17 protein-coding genes and 1 pseudogene are annotated in these 20,960 nt (G+C 53.6%); 12 read left to right on the top strand and 6 right to left on the bottom strand.

From position 1 onward, the window contains the following. Nucleotides 1-39: 39 nt before the first annotated feature. From plsX to fabG, 4 genes are read left to right on the top strand one after another with little or no spacing between them, the layout of a single operon-like run. Entirely contained in the window at nt 40-1,068 is a 1,029-nt protein-coding gene (gene plsX, locus EBA_RS06450) for a phosphate acyltransferase PlsX (protein WP_192373882.1), read from the top strand. After that, nucleotides 1,065-2,033 (top strand): beta-ketoacyl-ACP synthase III, encoded by a 969-nt coding sequence (locus EBA_RS06445; protein WP_192373881.1) that lies wholly within the window; start codon nt 1,065-1,067, stop codon nt 2,031-2,033. The genes plsX and EBA_RS06445 overlap by 4 nt, the downstream gene beginning before the upstream one ends. 2 nt (nt 2,034-2,035) lie before the next feature. Next, entirely contained in the window at nt 2,036-2,992 is a 957-nt protein-coding gene (fabD, locus tag EBA_RS06440; RefSeq protein ID WP_192373880.1) for an ACP S-malonyltransferase, read from the top strand. Next, nucleotides 2,985-3,713, top strand: a complete 729-nt coding sequence (gene fabG / locus EBA_RS06435; protein WP_192373879.1) for a 3-oxoacyl-ACP reductase FabG — start codon at nt 2,985-2,987, stop codon at nt 3,711-3,713. Before fabD ends, fabG begins: the two co-directional genes overlap by 8 nt. A 70-nt stretch (nt 3,714-3,783) precedes the next feature. On the opposite strand, the pseudogene EBA_RS06430 reads toward fabG, so the two are convergent. The 5 genes and pseudogenes from EBA_RS06430 to EBA_RS06410 form a co-directional block, all read right to left on the bottom strand. After that, nucleotides 3,784-4,718: pseudogene (locus EBA_RS06430) on the bottom strand (response regulator transcription factor). Continuing rightward, on the bottom strand, nt 4,715-8,092 hold the full coding sequence (locus EBA_RS06425) for a hybrid sensor histidine kinase/response regulator (RefSeq protein WP_192373878.1): 3,378 nt from the start codon (nt 8,090-8,092) through the stop codon (nt 4,715-4,717). The pseudogene EBA_RS06430 and the gene EBA_RS06425 overlap by 4 nt, the downstream one beginning before the upstream one ends. Nucleotides 8,093-8,370: 278 nt before the next feature. Further along, nucleotides 8,371-8,913: an REP-associated tyrosine transposase gene (locus EBA_RS06420; RefSeq protein WP_192373877.1), complete on the bottom strand. Its 543-nt coding sequence runs from the start codon at nt 8,911-8,913 to the stop codon at nt 8,371-8,373. Between the two features lie 87 nt (nt 8,914-9,000). Further along, nucleotides 9,001-9,606: a hypothetical protein gene (locus EBA_RS06415; RefSeq protein ID WP_192373876.1), complete on the bottom strand. Its 606-nt coding sequence runs from the start codon at nt 9,604-9,606 to the stop codon at nt 9,001-9,003. A 593-nt stretch (nt 9,607-10,199) separates the two neighbouring features. After that, a complete protein-coding gene (locus EBA_RS06410; RefSeq protein WP_192373875.1) occupies nt 10,200-10,943 on the bottom strand; it encodes a hypothetical protein in 744 nt (247 codons plus the stop codon). A 183-nt stretch (nt 10,944-11,126) separates the two neighbouring features. Between EBA_RS06410 and EBA_RS06405 the strand changes: the two genes are divergently transcribed. The 3 genes from EBA_RS06405 (at nt 11,127) to urtB (ending at nt 15,607) form a co-directional block, all read left to right on the top strand. Next, nucleotides 11,127-12,359 carry a hypothetical protein gene (locus tag EBA_RS06405; protein WP_225615977.1) on the top strand — a complete coding sequence of 411 codons (1,233 nt, stop codon included), beginning with the start codon at nt 11,127-11,129 and terminating at the stop codon, nt 12,357-12,359. Between the two features lie 126 nt (nt 12,360-12,485). Next, a complete protein-coding gene (gene urtA, locus EBA_RS06400; RefSeq protein WP_192373874.1) occupies nt 12,486-13,787 on the top strand; it encodes an urea ABC transporter substrate-binding protein in 1,302 nt (433 codons plus the stop codon). A 155-nt stretch (nt 13,788-13,942) separates the two neighbouring features. Next, nucleotides 13,943-15,607, top strand: coding sequence for an urea ABC transporter permease subunit UrtB (urtB, locus tag EBA_RS06395; protein WP_192377190.1), 1,665 nt, complete (start codon nt 13,943-13,945; stop codon nt 15,605-15,607). A gap of 519 nt (nt 15,608-16,126) precedes the next feature. Here urtB and EBA_RS06390 read toward each other — a convergent pair. Next, nucleotides 16,127-16,378, bottom strand: coding sequence for a hypothetical protein (locus EBA_RS06390; protein WP_192373873.1), 252 nt, complete (start codon nt 16,376-16,378; stop codon nt 16,127-16,129). 476 nt (nt 16,379-16,854) lie between these two features. On the opposite strand from EBA_RS06390, the gene urtC reads away from it, so the two are divergent. The 5 genes from urtC to EBA_RS06365 all read left to right on the top strand — a co-directional run bounded on the left by urtC (nt 16,855) and on the right by EBA_RS06365 (nt 20,899). Beyond that, entirely contained in the window at nt 16,855-17,973 is a 1,119-nt protein-coding gene (gene urtC / locus EBA_RS06385) for an urea ABC transporter permease subunit UrtC (protein WP_192373872.1), read from the top strand. Continuing rightward, a complete protein-coding gene (urtD, locus tag EBA_RS06380) occupies nt 17,970-18,779 on the top strand; it encodes an urea ABC transporter ATP-binding protein UrtD (RefSeq protein WP_192373871.1) in 810 nt (269 codons plus the stop codon). The genes urtC and urtD overlap by 4 nt, the downstream gene beginning before the upstream one ends. Further along, nucleotides 18,779-19,552, top strand: a complete 774-nt coding sequence (locus EBA_RS06375) for an ABC transporter ATP-binding protein (RefSeq protein WP_192373870.1) — start codon at nt 18,779-18,781, stop codon at nt 19,550-19,552. Before urtD ends, EBA_RS06375 begins: the two co-directional genes overlap by 1 nt. A 73-nt stretch (nt 19,553-19,625) precedes the next feature. Next, nucleotides 19,626-19,901 (top strand): hypothetical protein, encoded by a 276-nt coding sequence (locus EBA_RS06370; RefSeq protein ID WP_192373869.1) that lies wholly within the window; start codon nt 19,626-19,628, stop codon nt 19,899-19,901. A gap of 146 nt (nt 19,902-20,047) precedes the next feature. Continuing rightward, nucleotides 20,048-20,899, top strand: coding sequence for an urease accessory protein UreD (locus tag EBA_RS06365; RefSeq protein ID WP_192373868.1), 852 nt, complete (start codon nt 20,048-20,050; stop codon nt 20,897-20,899). Nucleotides 20,900-20,960 lie beyond the last annotated feature (61 nt).

The raw sequence follows: 20,960 nt of genomic DNA, 5'->3' as shown, positions 1-20,960 counted from the left end.
GCTGTTGGCTCCTTTCAACTACTGGAGTTAGTCCTAAGCGTGAGCTCAACTCTCTCAATTGATGCCATGGGTGGGGATTTCGGTCCTCAAGTGACCGTTCCCGCCTCACTGGCCTGTTTAAGAAAAAATCCGGGTTTAAATTTAATCATGGTTGGCGATGAAGCGGTTCTTGGTAACCTGCTATCCCAAGCGCTGGTCGAGTTTGAAGGCCGGATCAGTATTCAACACGCCTCGCAAGTCGTCGAAATGGACGAAGCGCCGCAAAAAGCCTTGAAGAACAAAAAAGATTCTTCCATGCGGGTGGCCATCAACTTAGTCCAGGAAGGCAAGGCCGATGCTTGCGTCAGCGCCGGTAATACCGGTGCATTGATGGCTACGGCCCGTTTTGTGTTGAAAATGATTCCCGGCATCGAACGCCCGGCGATTATTTCCACCTTACCATCGGTTTTCGGCCACACCCACATGCTGGATTTGGGCGCCAACGTCGATTCCAGCGCCGAACATCTCTACCAATTTGCGGTAATGGGTGAAGAAGTAGTCAAGGCCGTCGAGAAAATCGAGCGTCCGCGTATCGGCTTGCTGAACATCGGCGAAGAAGACATGAAAGGCAACGAGCAAGTTAAAGCCGCCGCCAAATTGCTGGAAAATTCCGGGCTGAATTATATCGGCTACGTGGAAGGCAACTCGATCAACGCCGGCAACGTCAAAGTCGATTTGATCGTCGCCGACGGTTTCGTGGGTAACGTGGCCCTGAAATCGATTGAAGGCGCGGCAAAAATGATAGGCGGCAAACTGAAAGACAGTTTTTCGCAAAACTGGCTGACAAAAGTAGCCGGACTGATTGCCTACCCGGTTCTCAAGCGCTTCAAAAACAGCATAGACCCGCGCCTGTATAACGGCGCCAGTTTCATCGGCCTGCGCGGTCTGGTGATCAAAAGCCACGGCGGCGCCGACGCACTGGCTTTCGAAACCGCCATCCATTTGGCGGAAGTCGAAGTTGCGCAGGGCGTTATTCGTAAAATCAGCGAAAAACTAGAACTCGCGCTGACCCAAAAGGTTGATGAATGACACGCTGGACTCATGTTATCGGTACGGGCGGCTACCTGCCCGAAACCATACGCACCAATGACGAAATTTCCGCCACGGTGGATACATCGGACAGCTGGATCTACGAAAGAACCGGCATCAAAAGTCGCCGCATAGCCGGCCCCGAAGAAACCGCCTCCAGCATGGCGGAAATTGCCGCCCGACAAGCCATAGAGATGGCCGGCATCGCCGCCGCAGACATCGACATGATCATCGTCGCCACCGGCACGCCGGATCGCGTCTATCCCAGCACCGCCTGCCTGTTGCAGGAACGCCTGGGCATCAAGCAATGCGTCGGGTTCGATATTCAGGCCGCCTGCTCGGGTTCGGTTTACGGGCTAAGCATCGCCGATCAATACCTGAAAACCGGTTTTGCCAAAAACGTATTGGTAGTAGGTACGGAGATTTGCTCCCGTATCGTCGATTGGACCGACCGTGGCACCTGCATTTTGTTCGGCGACGGCGCCGGCGCGATTTTGCTGACCGCTGGCGATAAACCGGGCATCTTGTCCACGCATATACATTCCGACGGCGGTTACGAAGATTTATTGTATTGCCCTAATCCGCAGGCAGCTGCAGTCGCCAAACAAAACGAATTGGCTTACATCAGCATGCGCGGCAATGAAGTATTCAAAGTCGCTGTTAATACCCTGGGCCGCATCGTCGATGAAACCCTGGAAGCCAACGGCATGCAACAAAGCGATATCGATTGGCTGGTGCCGCATCAGGCCAATACCCGCATCATCGCCGCCACTGCCAAAAAGCTGGGCATGTCCATGGATCAAGTGATTCTGACCCTGGAAAGCCAAGGCAACACCTCCTCTGCCTCCGTGTTATTGGCGTTTAACGAAGGTGTGCGCGACGGCCGCATTCAACGCGGACAAACCGTATTAATGGAAGCTTTTGGAGCCGGTTTTACCTGGGGTTCCGCATTAATCAGGTACTAAACATGACGACGATAGAACAAAGTTACAATGTGGCATTCGTATTTCCCGGACAAGGCTCGCAAGCCGTCGGTATGCTGGGCACGCTGGCCACCGCCAACCCACTGGTCAAGCAAACGTTCGAACAAGCCTCCGACGTACTGGGGTTTGATTTGTGGAATCTGGTCGCAAACGGCCCTGACACCGACTTAAATCAAACCCATAACACCCAGCCGGCGATGCTGGCAGCCGGCGTTGCAGTATGGCGGGCCTGGTGCGAAACAACCAACATCAAACCCGCCTGGATGGCTGGCCATAGCTTGGGCGAATACACTGCCCTGGTTTGCGCCGGTGCGCTAGGCTATGAAGACGCCATTCGTCTGGTGGCCGAACGCGGCCGACTGATGCAGGAAGCCGTACCGGCCGGAAAAGGCGCGATGGCGGCCATTCTGGGCTTGGAAGATCATCAAGTCGTTAATACCTGCGCCGAAGTGGCCAATGGCGAAATCGTCGCCGCCGCCAATTTCAACGCCCCTGGTCAGGTTGTGATTGCCGGCGAAACCGCCGCAGTGGAACGCGCGATGGCAGCCTTGAAAACGCTGGGCGCCAAACGCACATTAAAACTGCCGGTCAGTGTGCCTTCGCACTGTGCGTTGATGGAAGCCGCTTCCGACAAGCTAAACGACATATTGCAAGGCATTACGCTGGAGATGCCAAATAGCACGCTGATCCACAACGCCGACGTTAAATCGCACGGCTCGCCCGAAGTGATTCGTTACGCGTTGAAAGAACAATTGTTCAAACCAGTGCGTTGGGTGGAAAGCGTCAAATTCATGCACGAACAAGGCGTTACCGCCTTCGTCGAATGCGGACCCGGCAAAGTATTAGTCGGTCTAAACAAACGCATTGCGCCGGACGCCGCACATCTGACCATGTTCGACCCCGAAACCATCAACAACGTTGTGGAGCAACTCCGTGGATAAAAAACTCGCCATTGTTACCGGCGCCAGTCGCGGCATAGGCCGGGCCATTGCTGAAAAATTAGTCGCCGATGGCTTTTTTGTGGTCGGCACTGCCACCTCCGATAACGGCGCCGAGGCTATTTCCGCTTATCTGGGCGAGAACGGCCAAGGCTACAAATTAAATGTCGCCGATTCCGCCGACATCGACAGCTTTATCAAAACCACCGGCGACGCCTACGGCACTCCGGCAGTCTTGGTCAACAACGCCGGCATCACCCGCGACAACCTGTTGATGCGGATGAAAGACGAGGAATGGGACGACATCATCAATACCAACCTGACCTCGATTTTTCGCATGAGCAAAGCTGTGCTGCGCGCCATGATGAAAGTCCGTTACGGCCGCATCATCAATATTTCCTCAGTGGTGGGTTCCACCGGCAACGCCGGCCAAGCCAACTATGCAGCTGCCAAAGCCGGCATGATAGGCTTTGCCAAATCGATGGCCAAAGAAGTCGGTTCGCGCGGCATCACCGTCAACACTGTCTCTCCCGGCTTTATCGATACCGACATGACCAAAGAACTGTCGGAAGACATCAAAAACGCCCTACTCGGTTCGATTGCTTTGGGCCGCCTCGGCCAGCCGCAAGAAATTGCCCATGCGGTGTCCTTCCTGGCCTCCGAGCAAGCGTCTTACATCACCGGCGAAACCTTGCATGTGAATGGCGGCATGTACATGCCTTAAAGCCAGGCACATTGCTTCAAACAAAAAAGGCCGGCAACCCATTGAGTTACCGGCCTTTTTTATTACTTGATCACCCCCGCTGCAACACCATCGCCACCGCCGCCGCCCGGGTGGAAACCCCCAATTTCTCGAAGATATGTTCCAGATGTTTGTTCACGGTTCTGGGGCTGGTGGTCAGAATAATCCCGATCTCTTTATTAGTCTTGCCGCGAGCAATCCACATCAAAATCTCGGCTTCGCGAAAAGTCAGTTTCAGTTTGTCGCGCAAGGTTTCCGGGGTCCATTGCGCGTCTTCCCGTTGCAACAACAGCAAATATTCATCCGGATTCTGACAGGCGCTGACCCGCAACGCAAAGCCTGGCGCCAAACGATGCGCTTCCGATTCGGCTTCTACCTCGCTGCGCCCGCTTTGCCGCAACCATCTTTGAAACCAGCCGCGCACGATTTCCGGCAATAGCTTATCCGCAGTCTGCTGCCCCCTCCTTCTTGTAATTCGGCAAAATCGTCCAACCATTCGCGAGCAGCCGGCGTCAGCCAGACAATACCGCCCGCCGCATCCACCGCCACCGCAGCAAAATCGTGATGATCCAGTAAACTCTCGGCGCGGCGTAAATTACGGGATTGGGTCAGATGCACTTCGATACGCGCCAACACCTCGGCGGGGCGAATCGGCTTGACGATGTAATCCAACGCACCCTCGCCAAAGCCGCGCAACAAATCGTCCAACTCGCTGAGTCCCGTCATGAACAACACCGGGATCGGCGCGGTGGCCGGATCGGCTTTAAGACGGCTACAGGTCTCGAAACCGTCTATGCCCGGCATCATCACGTCCAGTAAAATGATGTCCGGCTTGACGTATTGAATTTGCTCGATGGCGGAACAACCGTCGGTCGCCACCAGAACCCGGTAATTGGCCTCGGAAAGCGTATCGGATAGCAAGGCCAGATTACCGGGCGTATCGTCGACTATCAACACTGTGCCATTGCTGGCTGATACTTCCATCATCGGGACACCTCCTGTTTGTGCATCTGCAGTAGTTTTCTGATTTCGCCTACCCTAAATTGATTCGCCAACGCCGTCAGCTTGGCAAAAAAAGCGCCGTAACGCGGCTCGGCTTGACTGAGCTGTTCCAACACTTTCTTCAAACCCAATAAGTCGCCGATCCGCACGCACTCCACACAGGCGTGCAAGAGTTCCGGTGGCGGTACCAACATCGGTTGAGCGGCTTTTTCGGGAACCGCTTGCCCAGGGTCATCCTGATATAACCAGACAAGCGACAAATATAATTTCAGCTTACTGATCAACTGCGTTACCTGAATCGGCTTGGACAGAAAGTCGTTACACCCGGCATTTAATACCGCCAGCCGATCACCGGGGTAGGCATTGGCGCTCAGCACCAAAATCGGCATCTGCAGCCCGCGCTCGCGCAAACGCATCGCGGTTTCGATACCATCTATACCGCTCATCGAAATATCCAACAAGATCAAATCGGGAGTTTGCGCCGCCGCCTTATCCAAACAAGTCTCGCCGGAATCGGCCTCCTCCAGATAAAACCCCAGCGGCTCCAGCAAAGATAACAACAACTCGCGATGTTCGCGCTGGTCGTCCACCACCATGATCCGTCGGCGCGTGCCTTGATAGCCGATGATGGGTGCATGCGGCTCGGTGTCACTTTCCACTCCCACACTCGGCAACAACAGCCTTACGCTAAACGTGGAGCCTTCACCAACGCGGCTTTGTACCGTCAATTCACCGCCCATCACTTCGGTAAGGACTTTACAAATCGTCAGTCCCAAACCACTGCCGGATACCGCATTGCCGGTCGGCGTATCCAGCCGGGTGAAGGGTTGAAAGATGTTTTGCAATTGTTGTTCGTCGATGCCGCTACCGGTATCGGATACCTGAAAACTGGCCACACCGCTGCTGTAACCGATCCGAAAACCGATACTGCCCTGGCTGGTAAATTTGATGGCGTTGCCGAGCAAATTCATCAAGATCTGCCCTACCCGCTTTTCATCGCCGCGGATGCGCTGCGGCAGCACGGTGGTCAACTGGCAATTAAAACTCAAACCTTTATCTTCGGCTTGGGCTTTATAGACGCACACCAAATGCTCGATAAAGCCGGGAAAATCGATAGGCTGGTATTTAAAATCGAATTTGCGCGCCTCTATGCGGGCGATGTCCAAAATGTCTTCGATCAGCGCACTCAAGTGCTCGCCGCTACGCTTTAAAGTATCCACTGCTTGCCGCCGGTTTTCCGGGATATTCGGGTCCTGGTGCAAAATATGGGCGTAGCCGACAATGCTGTTCAACGGCGAACGAATCTCGTGGCTCATATTACTTAAAAACCGACTCTTGGCCTGATTCGCGGCATCCGCCATCCGTCGCGCCTGCTGCAACTTCAGATCGGTTTGCTTGTGTTGCTCGATTTCCTGCAACAGCAACTGGGTTTGCTTGGCTGTTTCCTCATGCGCCACCCGCCGGCTCTCGGCATTCAGAATCAGCCACCAGGTACACAAACCGATAAACACCAGCAAAGACGCGTATATCTTTAGGAAGTTATTGACCAATAAGCCAAAGGCCGGCTGATTATGCTGAATACTCAGCAAATCCTGATAATAAATGATACTGATAAAGATCCCAGTCAGGATGGTCAGAAAGCCGAACAACAGCCCAAAGCGCAACAGGCGCAAACGCGCGGTTATGCCGATAAAATCCGGCATCAGGCTCTTGGCCAGGCTTTCCAGATAATCGTCGAAGCGAAAGCCCGGCTTGCAGGCATCCAGACAGCGGGCGTCCAGCGTGCAGCACAAAGAACAAATACTGCCGGCGTAAGCCGGGCAATACGCCATGTCATCGTGTTCGAATTCGTTCTCGCAAATCGAGCATTTGCCGTGCGCTTGACGATTGTGTTTTTTCCGGTCGCGGGCCAGGTAATGTTTACCACCGCAGCAATACGCCATCACCGGTACCAGGACAAAAGCCAGACTCAGAGCGATAAACGCCGAGAACGCCTTAGGCCATTCACCGAACAGGCCCACATAAGCCAGAATCGACACCACCGACGCCACAAACGTGGCGACCATCCCCACCGGATTGAGATCCGACAAATAGGCGCGCTTGAATTCGATTTCCTTCGGACTCAGTCCCAAGGGCTTGTTAATCATCAATTCCGCCGCCACCGCGCTGATCCAGGCGATAGACATATTCGAAAACAGACCCAACACTTTTTCCAGCGCGCCAAACACGCCAAACTCCATCAGCAACAGGGCGATGAGCACGTTAAACAGCAACCACACCACCCGCCCCGGATGGCTATGCGTCAACCTTGAGAAAAAATTGGACCAGGCCAGCGATCCGGCATAAGCATTGGTGACGTTGATTTTTAGCTGGCTGAGCACCACGAATAAGGTCGTGGTCGCCAAAGCCCATTGCGGATTTTCGAACAGTTCGTTGTACGCCACCAGATACATCTGCGTCGGCTCGTGAGCATGCTGCGGACTAATACCGTGCCGAATCGCCAGATGCGCCAACAACGCACCGGCAATTTGTCGAACTACCCCAAACACGATCCAGCCCGGCCCGGCCGCCAGCATCGCCGCCCACCACTTGAATTTATTGGCCTTGGTTTTATCCGGCATGAAGCGCAGAAAGTCCACCTGCTCGCCAATTTGCGCCACCATCGAAAATGCCACGGTGGTGGCAGTGCCGAATAACAGCCAATCGAAGCCTTCCCCGCTGCCGGCGATCCAGAAATACGCCTGCAATGTCATCAGCGCTTCCGGCTCGGCATTGGCCACCGCAATATAAGGCGCAATTAACAGTAGCAGCCAGATCGGCTGGGTCCATAACTGCATGCGGCTGATGGTGGTAATCCCAAAAGTCACCAGCGGCACCACAATTACCGCACTGACCACATGCGCAAGAGCCAGCGGAATCTGGAAATATAATTCAATCGCCAGCGACATAATCGAGGCTTCCAGCGCAAACAGCGTGAAGGTAAACGAGGCGTAAATTAGCGAGGTGACAGTAGAGCCGATGTAGCCAAAACCGGCGGCGCGGGTCAATAGATCGATGTCGATATGGTAGCGGGCCGCGTAATAACTAATCGGCAAGCTGGTGATAAAAATCACGATGCCGACGATCAATATCGCCCAGCAGGCATTGGTAAAGCCGTAGTTGATAGACAAAAAACCGCCGATGGCTTCCAGCACCAGAAACGAGGTCGAGCCGAACGCGGTGTTGGCGACCTGGAATTCGCTCCATTTCCGAAAACTGCGCGGTGCATAGCGTAGCGCGTAGTCTTCCAGGGTTTCGTTAGCGACCAAGGCGTTGTAGTCGCGGCGGATTTTGGTGATGTTTTGGTGAATTGGCTTCATAGTTGTGTCGCTAACGCGACGGGTTTTGTTGAAGTCGGGTCTCGGCCCGACGGCCGAAATACTTTCTTTTGTTTGGCCAAAAGAAAGTATTCAAAGAAAAAGCCACCCGACATTCCGCCTTAATCCTGCGCTTCTCGCTTTTGGCGAGGGCTACGGGCTAATCTCGCCAAATACCCACAGGGCACAAGAGCTGCGATGCTCGGGGCAGAATAACGGGACGAAACCAGCCGATTTTCGTAGGGTGGGCACGGCTTTTTGTGCCCACGCGGACAAACCTCTCATTCCCCCGCAACCAAATCGTCAACACCAACACAACCCCAATCAAACGGATAAACACCGTCCTTAACATAACGATGAAACGTCGAATAAGGCCATTCGCTGACTTGCCGGCAATATCCATGTTTCACCGGGTTGTAATGGATGTAATCCATATGCCGGGCAAAATCGGTTTCATCGCGAATTTGATGCTCCCAAAACCGGCGTTGCCACAATGTCGATTCCCGATGCTTTTGTTTCGACGCATTGATCCATTCGGCTCGCCGATACGTTTCGCCACATGCCACGCTCACCTGCCGTTTGATCACGCTCCAACGGGTCGCAAAATCTCCGTCGTCCACCGGCAATGTCCAAATACAATGCAAATGATCAGGTAACAACACCCAGGCGTCGATGATAAACGGCCATTTGGCGCGGGTGCTTGCAATCGCCCTTCGCAAAGCCGCCCGCACCGGTTCATCACATAAAATCGCTTGCCGCCGATACGTCACCACCGTGAAGAAATAAGTAGCACCGGGGTTTTGCGGGCGGCGGTAACGGGACATTATTTTTTGGTCGTTAATTTTCGGCGGTTAATGCGGGGGTTGCGGTTTCCCCGCGTGGGCACAAAAAGCCGTGCCCACCCTACGTTGCTATATACAAAAGCTGTAGCGAATAAAAAAATGTGAATGGATTTTTCGTGCGGCATCTAAACAATCATTGTCATAATATTTATCTTCCCCAGTTATTGACCACCACTCTTGGCTTCGCTTCTCAGGAATTAAAAGAACTTGTTCACTTTCGTCATAAATAACCCAGCGAACACGCCCCATAACTTGTCCAAAATAAAATTTATGGAATTTAAAGGCCGGATTATGTAGGCCATCTAACTTTTGCATTAGTATCGGCTCTACTATTCGAACAATTGCAGATGTGCACACAAAATCAATAACCCAACGATTGGGAAAAACCAGCACAATAGCTAACAATTGAAATATAACTGCAAATATTGTATGCGTAGCTAGCGTTAGTGTTCGATTTTTTGTTTTTCCGGCAACTGATAAAGCAATATACGCTATAGAAACAACAGTATTTATTAGAACAAACAGCAACACAAATAAAGCGCTCAACAAATAATTGCTGTATAGCAATATAAGAAACATCAATATCAGCATTGCTAGCGATTTATAAGAATAAAAATACCAATTTAAATATTTTTCTCTTGAAAACTCACTTATATACTTTTTATTTGCATGCATCACTTTAACTTCGATGATTTACTCATTAGTTTTTTGTTATTTCAGGTTGGGTACCATCGCCTTTATGTACAATTCTTTGTTACTTTGCAAAATAATAGGGAATGAAATTGCTAACACTACAAAAGCCCAAGAAAATCCAAATATTGACAAGCCTAAGTCTTATCGGATGTGCTGAACGGCGTGAAGCGCATCGGTCGCGAACAATGCGCCTCCTATCGTCATCATCCTACAACACAATCAAAATCCTAGCTTTCAAAATCATCTAATAACCCTTCATCTCGCGACGGGATTACTCCCGTTATTCCGCCCCGAGCATCGCAGTTTTTGGTGAGATCAGCCCGCAGGGGAGCGGCAGGGATGCCGCTCGTTTTCGGAGGGCCAGGGATGGCCCTTCCGAAAACCCTCGACAAAAGCGAGAAGCGCAGGATTAAGGCGGAATGTCGGGTGGCCTTTTCTTTGGATACTTTCTTTTGGCCAAACAAAAGAAAGTATCTCGGCTGTCGGGCCGAGACCCGACATTCAAACCAGCCGTCGCGCCAGCGACACCTTATTCCCAAATCCAAAAAACCGGTTTCAAACCAAGCAAAACAACATCACTTCCTCTCATGCCCAAACTGAAATATCACCGGCGTCCCCTGATTATGAATAATAATCTCCTTCTTCGGCTCGTCACCGACAGCGGCAGGCTGTGCAACGCCGTTCGCATCAACGGCACCCTTAACCTCCCTAACCTCCACCCGTACATCCGGCATCCACTTGGGTTTGAATAACTCGGTTTTCACTCGACCAGCTTGCTTCGGCAGCGGCGCATATTCCAACACATCCAGACAAGCCGTGCCGATCTGATCCACCAGCTTATCAACGATGCGCGCCGGCAAAACATCCTTATCCAAAGCATGCGCGCTAAACGTCGATTCGCGTTCCACCAACACCGCTTGATTGCCGGCATCGCGCAAGGTACAAGTAATCGGCAAGACATCAGCCTTTTGAAAGTCAGAGGCACGCGGATCAGAATTGCCAGACGAAAACGAAAAACCCACCGGCGTTTCCCGGTGGGCAATCTTGCCAAGTTTGGCCTGCAAGCGATGGCTGTAAGGGCCTTTGGCGGCGAGCGGAAACTCCCACTCGGTTAGATTGGCACGGACGCGTTCGGCGATTGCCGCAACGTCAAGTGGCGTCGCAAACTGCTGCAAATTATCTTGCGCCAATCCAAATTCGATAGCCTGCAACGGTTTGACGCTGTCGACTGCCGTCTCGGCCAGCGCCGGCCGGAATGGGCCAATGCCTAATAAACACAGTAGTAAAAACAGACCTCTAGCGGATGTTATTTTCATCATCTTAAATCTCCCAAGTTAAGCCGCACTCTACGCAAGCCCCTATTTCCCGGCCATACGTCAAATGACTGATGAGTCATTTACCCGATTGTGGCGGTCTCTGCAAAATTCAACAATCTCCCCGACGTTTTCAATCGCCATCGCTATCGGCAATGGCTTGTTTAATCCAGATAAAGGGGAATACAAATGACTGGTTTTAACCCACAAAAATTAAGCAGCCGGGCCATCGGTTTGCTGAGCGGGGTGGCCTTGGGCGCTATCGGCTTGGCACAGGCACCCGAAGCGCAGGCCGGCGCGACATTTAAAATCGACGACACCAAATGGGTCAGTGTCGGCGCGGGCTTAAGGACCAGTTTCCGCGCCCAGGAAAGCGGTGCCGGAGCCAATGGCGAAAAATGGAACAACGACTTCAATCTGGACAACATTCGTTTATACATTAACGGTCAGATTCATAAATATCTGAAAGTGGAATTTAACACCGACTGCCAAACCTGCGGCAACGGCGGCGAAGTAAGGGTGCTGGACGCCATCGGCAAATTCGAAGTCACGCCTTACGCCAATTTGTGGGTAGGCCGGATGCTGGTACCCGCCGAACGCCGCGAAATGAACGGTCCGTTTTACAGCGCGGTTTACAACATCTTCTCGGCCGGCACGCCGTTTGAGCCTGCTGATTACAACACTGTAATCAAGCCAGGTGGCGTCTCAGCCGGCTCCTTTGGCCGTGACGACGGTGCCACCTTCTGGGGGGCAGTATTCGATGGCCGTTTACAATATGCGGCCGGTTTCTTCCGGGGCCTCCGCGGCGGTGCCAATGTCAACGACAACATTTTGTACGGCCAACGCGTTGCTTACAACTTTTGGGACGTTGAGAAAAATCCCGGTTATTACACATCCGGCACTTACTACGGCAAGGGCGGCGACATCCTGACCGTCGGTGTTTCTAATCAATATCAAGAAGGCGGCGCCGGCACAGCCAACGATCCGGGCAACTTTCGCGGCACAACTGCGGATGTGTTGATGGAAAAAGTCTTGCCGGGCGGCGGTGTCGTTACCCTGAATGGCGAGTATAAAAACTACGGTATCTCCAATGGCTACAGCCAAGCCTCGCGCGACGCCGGCGGCGGCTTTGATATGTTTGAGGGCAACGCTTACGACGTCAGCGGCATGTATTTATTCCCTCAAAAAGTCGGCATCGGCCAATTCCAACCTTTCCTGCGCTACGTCAACGTCGCACCTAGCACCAGCAGCACCCGCGAAGTCTACGAAGGCGGCGTCAACTACATCATCGACGGCCACAACGCCAAGGTGTTTGCCAGCTACCAATACGGCGATTTGTTGACCAAAGGCTTGAACTACAAATCCACCGCTACCGGCGAGAACTCCAGCCAGGTCATGGTCGGCTTCCAATGGCAAATATAAGCGTAGGGTGGGCACGGTTTATGTGCCCACGCGGAACAAACGCCACGCGTGGGCATTGCATGCCCACCCTACAAAAAACGGGCTGTTGATTCGCCCACGATTTATTCTCGACATAGGATTATAACGATGAAACTACTGAGCAATTCCTTCCACAAACTGGCGACCGTCGCGGCTCTATCCGCCGCGCTGTTCGGCACCGCCAACTCGGCCCGCGCCGAAGACACCATTAAAGTCGGCGTGCTGCATTCGCTATCCGGCACCATGGCGATCAGCGAAACCACCTTGAAAGACACCATGCTGATGCTGATCGACGAACAAAACAAAAAAGGCGGCTTACTGGGCAAGAAGCTGGAAGCGGTGGTGGTCGATCCGGCCTCCAACTGGCCGCTATTCGCGGAAAAAGCCCGTGAGCTGATCACCAAAGACAAAGTGGCCTCCATCTTTGGTTGCTGGACTTCCGTTTCACGCAAGTCGGTATTACCGGTCATCGAAGAGTTAAACAGCGTGCTGTTCTACCCGGTGCAATACGAAGGCGAAGAGTCGTCTAAAAACGTGTTCTATACCGGCGCCGCGCCCAACCAGCAAGCGATTCCGGCGGTCGATTACCTGATGAACGACCTGAAAGTACAACGCTGGGTGTTGGCCGGTACCGACTACGTCTATCCGCGCACCACCAACAAAATCCTGGAAGCGTACTTAAAATCCAAAGGGGTTAAACCAGCGGACATCATGATCAACTACACCCCATTCGGTCATTCCGATTGGCAGAGCATCGTCGCCGACATTAAAAAATTCGGCTCTACCGGCAAGAAAACCGCAGTGGTTTCCACCATCAACGGCGACGCCAACATTCCTTTTTATAAAGAGCTGGGCAACCAAGGTATCTCCGCAGAAAAAATCCCGGTCATCGCCTTCTCGGTGGGTGAGGAAGAATTATCCGGTATGGACACCAAACCGCTGGTCGGACATTTGGCGGCCTGGAACTACTTCATGAGCGTCGATACCACCAAAAACGCGGCCTTCATCCAACAATGGAAGGACTACATCAAAAACCCGAAACGCGTCACCAACGACCCAATGGAAGCGCATTACATTGGTTTCAATATGTGGGTGAAAGCGGTCGAGAAAGCCGGTACCACCGATCCTGATGCGGTACAAAAAGCCATCATCGGCGTCGAGTACCCCAACCTGACCGGCGGTATGTCAAAAATGCTGCCTAACCACCACATCAGTAAACCGGTGTTGATTGGCGAGATTCAAGACGACGGCCAGTTCGTCACCGTCTGGCAAACCAACAAACTGGTCGATGGCGACGCCTGGTCGGACTTCCTGCCTGATAGCAAACCGATCATTGCCGACTGGACCGCGCCTATCAGCTGCGGCAACTACAACACTAAAACCAAAAAGTGTTCAGGACAGAACTATTAACAGCGGATGTTACCCGCGAGGTTCACGGCAGGATGCCGCGGGCCTCGCCCCCCAAAAGAGGACAGGCGATGCACACACCCAGTTTCAGAACCCGTTTAAAAACGCCGCCCGGTTCGCGCCCGGCCAACCGTTCCCCCAAGGACAGCTTCTTGAGCATGATGACTAACACTTCTACTCAGGCCGGATTGACAGCCGGCGGCGTTTTTAAACGGCTTCCAAAACTTGCCGGCTGCTTGCTGGCGATGATATTCCTCGCCGCGCAACCCGCCCTGGCCCAAGACGCCGGCAGTGCTTTGCAGCAACTTAGACAAGGCAGTATGCAGGAGCGCGAGCAAGCCATCGAGACTTTAGGTAGCGATAGCGGTAACCTGAAACTGCTGCAAGCCCTGCAAGACGGCAAACTGTTCGATTTCAAAGCCGAGGCCAAGCTGGTCCTTGCCCGGGAAAGCGCGGCCGGCTACCAACTCAGTGATCCGCTCAGCGACGCGGCATTGGCAGAAGTTGAACGCGGCGCAGTAGGTAAAATCAATTTAAACAACAAACTGCGCGGCGTGCTGCGCAAAACCATCGCCCAATTGCAATTGAACGACACCGATCCGGTGTTGCGCCTGATCGCAGTGCAAGCATTGGCCAATGAGATAGACGACAAAGCCGTGATTTTATTACGCGATCATCTGGCCAACGAAACCGATGCCGAGATCAAAACCGCCATCAACAAAATGCTGTTATTGCAAGACATCAACAGTCCGGAAAAAGACCAACGCGTAGCCGCTATCGCCGCCTTAAAAGACCTGGACAGCCAGGATGTGGTCAACAAACTGCAAGTCATTATCGATAAAGACGCCGATGGCAACTTTCTGGAAAGCGACAGCGACGTGCGCAACTTGGCCGAGGCAGCGTTGATCAAAATTCGCGACCGCATGCAAGCCTACGCGGCCGTCGAAACCGTGTTCTTTGGACTGAGTCTGGGAGCAGTGTTGGTGCTATCCGCGATAGGCCTGGCCATCACCTTTGGGGTCATGGGCATTATCAACATGGCCCACGGCGAACTGATGATGCTGGGCGCTTACACCACTTATGTCATGCAACAACTGCTGCCCAACAATTTAGGCACTGCATTAATTTTGTCCATCCCCATGGCGTTTCTGGTGGCCGCGCTAGTCGGCATTGCCATCGAACGCGGCATCATTCGCTTTTTATACGGCCGACCGCTGGAAACCCTGTTGGCGACCTTTGGTGTCAGTTTATTTCTGCAACAAGCCGTGCGCTCGATCTTCTCGCCATTAAACCGCAGCGTCTCCACCCCGGAATGGATGAGCGGCTCCTGGCAGATCAACGACTTTCTGTCGCTGACCTGGAACCGCTTCTACATCCTGATTTTCTGCCTGCTGGTGTTTACCGCGTTGCTGCAAATCTTGAAACGTACCAAACTGGGTTTGGAAGTTCGTGCAGTCGCCCAGAATCGCGGCATGGCTAGAGCGATGGGCATTCCCACCGCGCGGGTCGATGCGATGACTTTTGGCTTGGGCTCCGGCATTGCTGGTGTCGCAGGCGTGGCCTTGAGCCAGATCACCAACGTCGGACCGAACTTGGGCCAGGCTTACATTGTGGATTCGTTCATGGTGGTGGTGTTTGGTGGCGTCGGCAATTTGTTTGGAACTTTAGTGGCGGGATTCACGCTGGGCATTGCCAATAAGGTGTTGGAGCCTTATGCCGGGGCGGTGTTGGCGAAGATTTTGGTGTTGGTGTTTATTATTTTGTTTATTCAGAAGAAGCCGCGGGGATTGTTTCCGCAGAAAGGACGGGCAGCGGAATCTTGATTTTTGTGTCGCTGCCGCGACCGGGTTTGCTGGTTCCCATGCGCTGCGTGGGAACCCGGACCTTCCGCGCTGCGGCGACTGGGGCTTGGATTTGGTTTGGTGTCGCTACCGCGACGGTTTTTTAATGTCGGGTCTCGGCCCGACAGCCGAGATACTTTCTTTTGTTTGGCCAAAAGAAAGTATCCAAAGAAAAAGCCACCCCGCCGCCGCTTGGTCCCTGCGCTCCTCGGGTTTGAACGGGGTTGCCTGAAGGGGCTTCCCAGCCCCTGCATGCAACGCGACGCATCCATGCGTCGCCCCTAACGGGCTATTCCGTTCAAACCCTCCGGTGCTCGGCGCGGCAGATGGGACGAAACCCGTCGCGCGATTTGGAGTGCCTGAATAGTTTGAAGATGGTGAGAATTTGTAGGATGTGCCGACGATAGGAGGCGCATCGCTCGCGACCGATGGGCTTCGCATTTGCTCAGCACATCCTACTCACTCGGCGAGGCGAGCGGAGAAAAACAATCATATCCGAATTCAGGGAATAGCTAACCACTCACGCAACTTCAATTGCAAGTGTTCCTCGAGATCATCGGTTTTGTAGAGGCCCCATTGGAGGCCTGCGTAAATCATTATGTCTAGATCGATTTTCATTGCGGATTTGTTCAGAACTTTTTTTGCAATTTTTTGGTAATCAATTGGTTCAAGTGGTTTTTTGGGGGTGGTGTCAATGTAATGCATAGCGGAGCGCTCAGCTGCCGTGTCACGAGTGAAAATAACGGAAGGCATTTAATTTTCCCTGGAAGTTGTTATGAAGCCCCCAATCTATCAAAATCATAAATATGATTCAAGTTAATGTTTTTAAAGAGAAAACGTAGCAAATGACACGATACAGGGATTAGTCGTAGGGTGGGCACGATTGAGTGCCCACGCGGAACCACAGCCAACGGTGGGCAAAGTTGCCCACCCTACGCAATTTTGGACGGCTGATGGTTTTAACCCCGTATGCCGCGCCGAGCACCGGAGTTTTTGAATGGATTAGCCCGCAGGGGCGATGCAGGGATGCATCGCGTTGACGGAGGGGCAGGAAGCCCCTTCCGTCAACCCCATTCAAAAACTTCGGCGCGCAGGATCAAAGCGGCATCCGGGCCGCCTTTCTTTTGGATACTTTTCTTTGGCGGAGCAAAGAAAAGTGTCTCGGTTGTCGGTCCGAGAACCGACATTAAATAAGCCGTCGCGACAGCGACACCAAACCAGGCAGTCACATGAAACTACAAGATCTGACTAAAGACAAAACCTACACCACCGTGCTACTCGCCCTAGCAAGCGTTACCCTATTAATCCCCCTCTGCAACCTAATCTTCCCCGAAGACTCGGCCCTGCACTTTTCAGCCTACTCGGTATCCCTAATCGGCAAATACCTAACCTTCGCCCTGCTCGGCTTATCCCTGGACATGGTCTGGGGTTACGCCGGCATTCTGGTTCTTGGCCAAGGCGCGTTCTTCGCTTTAGGCGGCTATGCGATGGGCATGTATCTAATGCGGCAGATCGGCACCCGCGGCGTTTACGGCAACGCGGAGTTGCCAGACTTCATGGTGTTCCTGAACTGGACCGAACTGCCCTGGTATTGGTACGGCTTCGAACACTTCGGCTTTGCCATGTTGATGGTATTGCTTGCCCCAGGCCTACTGGCCTTCGTCTTCGGCTGGCTGGCCTTCCGTTCACGGGTCACCGGCGTCTATCTGTCCATCATTACCCAGGCGCTGACTTACGCCTTGTTGCTGGCCTTCTTCCGTAACGAAATGGGCTTCGGTGGCAATAACGGCCTCACCGATTTCAAAGACATCCTCGGTTTTAACATTCAATCCGAAGCAGTCCGCTCCTTCTTATTATTGATTACCGGCCTCAGCCTGATCGGCGCTCTGCTGCTCTGCCGCTGGATCGTGAACAGCAAACTGGGCCGGGTGGTGACGGCGGTTCGCGATCAGGAATCGCGGGTACGCTTTTTGGGTTACCGGGTGGAATTGTTCAAACTCTGGGTGTTCGTGTTCGCAGCCATGCTGGCCGGTCTGGCCGGGGCGCTGTATGTGCCGCAGGTCGGCATCATCAACCCCAGCGAATTCTCGCCGCTCAACTCCTTGGAAATCGTCATCTGGGTGGCGGTCGGTGGCCGCGGCACGCTGTACGGGGCCATCATCGGCGCGGTGCTGGTGAATTACGCCAAAACAGTATTAACTGGCTTGATGCCCGACGCCTGGCTGTTTTGTTTGGGCGGTGCCTTCGTGCTGGTGACCTTGTTAATGCCCGACGGCATCGTCGGCTTACTGCGTCGCCGGATTAAACCTAAACCCACGCTAACCACTACCGGAGGGCAGCCGGCATGATGATCTCCACCGCTACCACCATGGAATCGGGTGCCAGCCTGCCATTGGCCGGCGAAGTCGACGCCCGCCACGGCCCGATTCTGTACATGGAAGACGTCAGCGTCAGTTTCGACGGTTTCCGGGCGCTGAACCACTTGTCTCTGTACATCGACGACGGCGAACTGCGCTGCCTGATCGGCCCCAACGGTGCCGGCAAAACCACGCTAATGGACGTCATCACCGGTAAAACCAAACCGGACAGCGGCTCGGTATTCTTTGGCCAGACCATCGATTTGCTGGAACTGGACGAACCAGCCATTGCCCAAGCCGGCATCTGCCGCAAGTTTCAAAAGCCCAGCGTGTTCGACGCCTTGACCGTGTTCGAGAACCTGGAACTGGCTTTAAAAACCGACAAACGCACCTGGTCGACTCTGTTTCATAAACTCAACAGCGAACAACGCGACCGCATTCACGATGTGTTGCAAACCATCGCCCTCCCGGCTCAGCAACGCCAGCTGGCCGGGGCCTTGTCGCACGGCCAAAAGCAATGGCTGGAGATCGGCATGTTGCTGATGCAAGACCCAAAAGTGATGCTGGTTGACGAGCCCATCGCCGGCATGACCCATCAGGAAGTGGAACGTACCGCCGAACTATTACTGTCCCTACAGGGCAAACATTCCATCGTCGTGGTCGAACACGACATGGAGTTCGTGCGCAGCATCGCCCGTAAGGTTACCGTGCTGCACGAAGGCTCGGTGCTGACCGAAGGCACTATGGACGAAGTCCAAAACGATCCGCGCGTGATCCAAGTTTACCTGGGGGGATGATGTTAAACATTAGCGCATTGCAACAATACTACGGCGCCAGCCACACCTTGTGGGACCTGGACTTGAGCGTGCCACAAGGCGCGTGCGTCTGTCTGATGGGCCGTAACGGCGTCGGTAAAACCACCTTACTCAAAGCCATCATGGGCCTATTGCCGGTGGCCGACGGCAGCATCCAATTCGACGGCGTGGAACTGGCCAAAGCCAAGGCCGAATCCCGCGCGGAACTGGGCATCGGTTACGTGCCGCAAGGCCGGGAAATCTTTCCGCTGCTGACCGTGGAAGAAAACCTGAAAACCGGCCTGCGCGCGGCCCAAAAACACGGTATTAAAAAAGTCCCGGACAGCATTTTCGAAATCTTTCCGGTGCTGAAACAAATGTTAAAGCGCCGTGGCGGTGACTTGTCCGGCGGCCAGCAACAACAATTGGCGATTGGCCGGGCCTTGGTTTTGAACCCTCGTTTATTGATTTTGGACGAGCCGACCGAAGGTATCCAGCCCAATATCGTCAGCGAAATCGGCGACGTAATCATTCGCCTGAACAAGGCGCGCGGCGTAGCGACACCCATTCCTAAACCGGAAACCGGCGAAATCCATCAAGCCATCGACCGCATCCACAAAGAACTGGGCGTAACCGTGCTGTTGGTGGAACAAAAACTGCCGTTCGCCCGCAAAGTGGCCAATCAGTTTTGCATCATGGACCGGGGCCGGCATGTGGCAGTGGGGGCGATGGACGCGTTGGCCGATGATATGGTGAAACGGTATTTGACGGTGTAAACGCAATACAAATGTAGGGTGGATAAGCGTAGCGCATCCACCCTACCGATTACATTCCTGGGGAGAACCTACGATGAATTCTGAAAAATATCTATCTGCTGTCGGCGCCTTGCTCCTGGTCTGGTCGATGCGTAGCGAGGCCCACGACAGTCATGAGGCTATGCTCACAGGCGGCAACCTTCTACAATTGACCCGCGCCTTTTTTCATCCTGTCTTGGAAATCCCTTACCTACCGGCCTTTCTGGTTTGTGTATTGATTTTGGGATTAGCACTTGGCCCGGTTATATTGCACGTTATTAGTCAAGATGCCGTTAAGCAGGAACTTCCCCCTTTAAAAAAGGGGGATTGAGGGGGATTTATTTAAAAAATCTCCCCTAGCCCCTCTTTTTTAAAGAGGGGAACGACAATGCGCAACTCAATAGATTGCCTTAGCCAGCCGACCGCTGTAATAACTAAAACTAACGGGCCGATCCAATAACTTGTGAGTCCATCACCATGCCCCCAAACTTCGCAGCTTCATCCATTCCCGATACCATAATGGATGCAACGGCGTGGGAAGCCGAATTAACGCTGGGCTTTAGCCAACGCGGCGACAAAACCGCCTTGGTCAAGCGCCAGCATCGCGGCCCACTTACCGTGCAGCGCCCATTTTATCCGGAAGCCGAAATCTGTCACGTCTACCTGCTGCATCCGCCCGGCGGCGTAGTGGCCGGCGACCGCTTGACCATCAACGCCAGCGCCGAAGCCGCTGCCCAAGCGCTGATCACCACGCCCGCCGCCGGCAAGTTTTACCGCAGCGGCGGCGGCGAAGCCCAGCAGGCTGTTAATCTCAAAGTTGCTGAACACGCCAGCCTGGAATGGCTACCGCAGGAAACCATCGTTTACCAAGGCGCCCGCTTAGATTCCAGCATGACTATCGATTTGGCCGAGCACGGCCGTTTTATCGGCTGGGAAATATTAGCCTTAGGCCGCCCAGCCGCCGGCGAAGGTTTTGACAATGGTTCAGCCAACCTAAATTGGCGCATCAGTCGTGCCGGACGTTTGCTGTACCTGGAACGCTTACGCCTGGATGCGGCCGCCTTCCAAGCCCGCTGGGGTTTGTTTGGGCATTCCGCGTGCGGGACGCTGTTTGCTTATCCGGCAACGGCTTTGCATCTGGCGGCGGTGCAGGCATTGATAGGCGAGGAACCGAATCGCGGGGTGACTTTGATTGAGGGCTTGTTGATTTGTCGGGCGTTGGATAGGCGGGCGGATTTGTTGAAGGGGTTTTTTGAGCGGGTTTGGGGGTTAGTTAGAGGGGAAGTGGTTGGGAAGGAGGTTTGTTTGCCGAGGATTTGGGCGACATAAGCCGGTTTGATTTTTCTCTAGTGGATGGGTATCGTGACCACTGACCTTTCCTGGGAGACGG

Origin of the sequence: Methylomonas albis (genome assembly GCF_014850955.1) — a bacterium.
Taxonomy (GTDB): Bacteria; Pseudomonadota; Gammaproteobacteria; order Methylococcales; family Methylomonadaceae; genus Methylomonas; species Methylomonas albis.
This window is presented reverse-complemented; position numbering and strand designations above follow the sequence as displayed.

What these genes read in the sequence shown, in the direction of transcription:
- fabD (WP_192373880.1), top strand. Translation starts at nt 2,036, where the DNA reads ATGACGACGATAGAACAAAGTTACAATGTGGCATTCGTATTTCCCGGA.
- urtC (WP_192373872.1), top strand. Translation starts at nt 16,855, where the DNA reads ATGAAACTACAAGATCTGACTAAAGACAAAACCTACACCACCGTGCTA.
- urtD (WP_192373871.1), top strand. Translation starts at nt 17,970, where the DNA reads ATGATGATCTCCACCGCTACCACCATGGAATCGGGTGCCAGCCTGCCA.
- EBA_RS06375 (WP_192373870.1), top strand. Translation starts at nt 18,779, where the DNA reads ATGTTAAACATTAGCGCATTGCAACAATACTACGGCGCCAGCCACACC.
- EBA_RS06415 (WP_192373876.1), bottom strand. Translation starts at nt 9,606, where the DNA reads ATGCATGCAAATAAAAAGTATATAAGTGAGTTTTCAAGAGAAAAATAT.
- EBA_RS06365 (WP_192373868.1), top strand. Translation starts at nt 20,048, where the DNA reads ATGCCCCCAAACTTCGCAGCTTCATCCATTCCCGATACCATAATGGAT.
- EBA_RS06420 (WP_192373877.1), bottom strand. Translation starts at nt 8,913, where the DNA reads ATGTCCCGTTACCGCCGCCCGCAAAACCCCGGTGCTACTTATTTCTTC.
- urtB (WP_192377190.1), top strand. Translation starts at nt 13,943, where the DNA reads ATGATGACTAACACTTCTACTCAGGCCGGATTGACAGCCGGCGGCGTT.
- EBA_RS06445 (WP_192373881.1), top strand. Translation starts at nt 1,065, where the DNA reads ATGACACGCTGGACTCATGTTATCGGTACGGGCGGCTACCTGCCCGAA.
- EBA_RS06405 (WP_225615977.1), top strand. Translation starts at nt 11,127, where the DNA reads ATGACTGGTTTTAACCCACAAAAATTAAGCAGCCGGGCCATCGGTTTG.
- EBA_RS06390 (WP_192373873.1), bottom strand. Translation starts at nt 16,378, where the DNA reads ATGCCTTCCGTTATTTTCACTCGTGACACGGCAGCTGAGCGCTCCGCT.
- EBA_RS06410 (WP_192373875.1), bottom strand. Translation starts at nt 10,943, where the DNA reads ATGATGAAAATAACATCCGCTAGAGGTCTGTTTTTACTACTGTGTTTA.
- urtA (WP_192373874.1), top strand. Translation starts at nt 12,486, where the DNA reads ATGAAACTACTGAGCAATTCCTTCCACAAACTGGCGACCGTCGCGGCT.
- EBA_RS06425 (WP_192373878.1), bottom strand. Translation starts at nt 8,092, where the DNA reads ATGAAGCCAATTCACCAAAACATCACCAAAATCCGCCGCGACTACAAC.
- EBA_RS06370 (WP_192373869.1), top strand. Translation starts at nt 19,626, where the DNA reads ATGAATTCTGAAAAATATCTATCTGCTGTCGGCGCCTTGCTCCTGGTC.